Raw genomic sequence first — 2,712 nt, forward strand, 5'->3', positions numbered from 1 at the left:
TACGAGATGCCCTTCTTGAACTGGCGATACGGACCTTAGACAAGTCGTATCTTCCCAGTTCAGAAGGGCATTTCGGTGTTCCCACGCCTGTCCGCGGCGCTCAGCTCATCGGTGGATCGAGGCTAAGGGAGGACGTGGAGGGCATGCAAGCTCTCCTCGAGGAAGTCCGCTCCGATGTCATGCCCTTCGCCGTCGCAATGGCATCCCTGGGGCACACCATCGCCGTCAGGGCCGACATCCTCCCGTCGTTCGAGCACTACCTGTGCTCCGCCGTCGCGATCAGTGCCGATCTCGCCGCCGATCCGCAAGCGCCGCTGCGCGTCGCTCGCTGGCTCGACGTCACCTGAGGGCGTAGCGGAGGCTGGAAGGCAGCCAGCAGCCCTCCGGCGGCGGCCTCGCCCCGGAGGCCGGCGCGCCGGCGGGCCCGGGCTGCGCAAGCTGAGTGGGGGCAGGGCGCCGGCAACGGCCTAACAAGAGTGCACCAACTCGGGACGCTTCATGCCGCTGGGTGCCAAGCACCCACTCAATGCTCAACCCGTCCGCCCATGCGGATCGAGCTCGCCGCCGGAGCAAAGACGGCCACATCATTGAGCGCCCGCCGGTTACGACCGCCCTAGTTTCGGGGTAGAGCACAGGCGCTCGACCACCGGCTCCAACGCGGAAGGCGTCATTGTGGAGATCATCGGAGTTCTCATCGCCGGCCTCATCATCGGGCTTCTCGGCAAGCTCGTCGCTCCCGGTGACCGGGACAACATCCCACTCTGGCTGACCCTGCTCTGCGGCATTGCTGGCGTCCTGATCGGCTACTACCTTGCCGCCGCGCTCGGAGTCGACGCCACACGGGGTATCGACTGGATCCGGTGGATCATCAGCATCGTCGTTGCGGCCGTCCTCGTCGTCATCGCGGCGACGGTGACCGGACGCCGGACTCGCCGCCGCGTCTAACGGTCAACCTTTCGCGCCGAACACGCATATGGCTCCGTATAGTTCGGTCGGCGAGCGACAGCACCTGCTAGCGAACCCACTCCTCCGTCCTCTCCGGGACACCGTGGAGACCCTGCTGCGCAGGCCAGCCCAGGCGTGGCCGTGCCTGCCGGTGGGTGATGGCACGCAGCTGTGGCGTCCGCGGCGGGCGGGCAGCACGACGAGGCCCGAGTGGCTCGGACGAAACAACGCGGAGTCCACCGATATATGCCCGGGAAAAGGACGAAACAGGGGCGCTCATGGTCACGGAGAATTTGCCGCACGCCGTCGACGTTGTGCGGTTTGAGGAACGCCTTCGCACAGAGCGCGAGCGCGTGCCGGTCGAACGAGTGGTCGTCGGCAAGCGCGTGATCACCGAGACGCGCACGGTGACGGTCGAGGTGCGCCGCGAGGAGTTCTTCATCGAGCGTTCTTGCGTTCCCGGGGGCAGCGGCGCCGGTACGGAGCGTTCGAACGGATGGGACATCATCTGCTACGAGGAGATCCCCGAGGTCTCCCTTCGCCTCACCCCTGTCGAGCGCGTGCGCGTCCGTGTCGAACCGGTCGCCGAGACCGCCGACGTAACGGCAGCGGTCCGAGTAGAGCAAGTGGCCATCGAGCAGGAGACTCGGTGAGGTGCGTCGGCCACATCAGGGGCGTTCGCCGGTCCGGCGACCACGCGCTTCGCTCGTGATGCGGAGAGGGGGGCGGGCCAAGTCGTCTTGGCCGCGCAGGTGCCGGTCAGCGTCACCGTTCGCGGGTCTGCCGCGACACAGCTTGGCGCCTCGGAGCAGTCGGGTCCGGACACCTACCGAACCTTCTCAGTAGTGCAGGGACGGGTGCCGTCCGAAGACGCGCCCTGAACGCTTCGGAGCCGTTCAGCTCATTCCAGGACCATGGGCCCTGGGTGAAGGCTAACTATTCAACCACTGTCACAGGCTCCGGGGTATCTACGGGGAGATGTCGAGGCATGAGCGAACGCATTACTTGGGAGGCCTGTCCCTCGTGCGGGGCGACCGCGGCTATCGGGTGGGTGGGGAAGGAGTCCGTCGAGTTCGACTGTGTACAGGGCTGCGCATCGGCCTTATCGGGAGTGTCCTGGCGTCGGCGATCGGCGTCCTCGGGGGAGGGGTCTTTCGGTCGCTCTGCGCTGCTCCGTCGACGAGCACTGACGCTGACACGGGCACAGACCATGCGTCTCCTTCGGCAAGGTCGCGACCACCTGCTCAAGCTCCTGCGTATGCGAGCGGCTTAAAGGGCCGCCTGCGCGGTGTGGGTTAGCTTCAATTCGTGGCGCGAGAGTCCGACGGGCACAAGCGGGGTGGCCGGTCGTCAAAGAGCACCCGGGAGTGGCGGCCGGCTCTGATGTCGCGGGACGGGGAGGGCGCGGCCGATGCCGGCGGGAGTCTCGAAGGGGCGCCGGCGTTTCACCAGTCGCCCCCCGTCAGCGGACTCTGCCCGCGGACGACCCGGACGCTGCAAACTGCGACGAGGGCGGGCCCGGGTTGACGTCGACCGTGCGTGTCCCCTAAGAGATCGTTTCTGAATGACTTCGGCGCGCCTACGCCGAGCCTCGGAGGGTCCTGGCGACCCTCGAGAAGGTGGAGCCTGTCAAGTTGTCCGTGTAGGACCTGCAGTTGATCTTCAGTTGAGGTAGGGCTCGAGTCGGTCGGGGAAGGCGATCAGCAGGGCTGCTATGGCCGGCTTCCAGTTCTGCGTGGTGGCGCCCTCGACCAGGTGTGGCGGGGC

3 protein-coding genes are annotated in these 2,712 nt (G+C 66.8%); all 3 read left to right on the forward strand.

Translation table 11 applies throughout. From position 1 onward, the window contains the following. The coding region (locus DQ240_RS24190) for a hypothetical protein (protein ID WP_233498932.1) at nt 1–347 on the forward strand (347 nt) is incomplete at its 5' end. 325 nt (nt 348–672) lie between these two features. Next, nucleotides 673–945: a GlsB/YeaQ/YmgE family stress response membrane protein gene (locus tag DQ240_RS22975; protein WP_113842035.1), complete on the forward strand. Its 273-nt coding sequence runs from the start codon at nt 673–675 to the stop codon at nt 943–945. 278 nt (nt 946–1,223) lie between these two features. Then, nucleotides 1,224–1,598: a DUF2382 domain-containing protein gene (locus DQ240_RS22980; RefSeq protein ID WP_158548867.1), complete on the forward strand. Its 375-nt coding sequence runs from the start codon at nt 1,224–1,226 to the stop codon at nt 1,596–1,598. Nucleotides 1,599–2,712: the final 1,114 nt, after the last annotated feature.

Source organism: Blastococcus sp. TF02A-26, from assembly GCF_003319125.1.
GTDB lineage: Bacteria > Actinomycetota > Actinomycetes > Mycobacteriales > Geodermatophilaceae > Trujillonella.

Bases quoted from the DNA above. Each gene is read 5' to 3' on its own strand.
- DQ240_RS22980 (WP_158548867.1), top strand. From the start codon at position 1,224: ATGGTCACGGAGAATTTGCCGCACGCCGTCGACGTTGTGCGGTTTGAG.